At 60.8% G+C, this 462-nt stretch carries 1 protein-coding gene; it reads left to right on the forward strand.

Annotation, left to right across the window (positions count from 1 at the left end):
* Positions 1-118: 118 nt before the first annotated feature.
* A partial coding sequence (locus H7U32_RS10085; RefSeq protein WP_204469895.1) for a hypothetical protein occupies positions 119-462 on the forward strand: 344 nt, incomplete at its 3' end.

Raw genomic sequence — 462 nt, forward strand, 5'->3', positions numbered from 1 at the left:
GCTTCCACCCGGTTGGGTGCGCGCCCCGATTGACGATGCCACTGATCTCAAGTTTGGACAGCTACTTGAACATGTGCTCGCGGAGGCGCCCGTAGAGCGTCGTGTCGCGTTGCGGACCATGCTGGAGAAGAGCATCCGCGAGATGTTGGCATCTGCCCGTAGCCAGAATGCTGTGGATCTCATCATGTCGTTGGGAGCTATCCAGGGATTGCCGGTACCGGCATCCATCATGGTCTCGCTTCTCGACCTGCCGAGCGACGTGACCGGGACGCCGCAGGAGCAGCTCCTTAAGTTCGCGAATAGGTCAGCCACGGCGATCGAGCTCGACGGCCTCGTTGGTGTGCGACGGGTAAAAGATAACCCTGGGGGGCCAGAGAGCGCACCGCACCGTACTGTCTCGTACATAGTGCACCTCCCGTGGTCGAGCGAGTGGCTACTGTTCTCCGCGAGCATTCTCACCAC

This window comes from Bifidobacterium pullorum subsp. saeculare (assembly GCF_016899725.1).
GTDB classification, from domain to species: Bacteria; Actinomycetota; Actinomycetes; order Actinomycetales; family Bifidobacteriaceae; genus Bifidobacterium; species Bifidobacterium pullorum_C.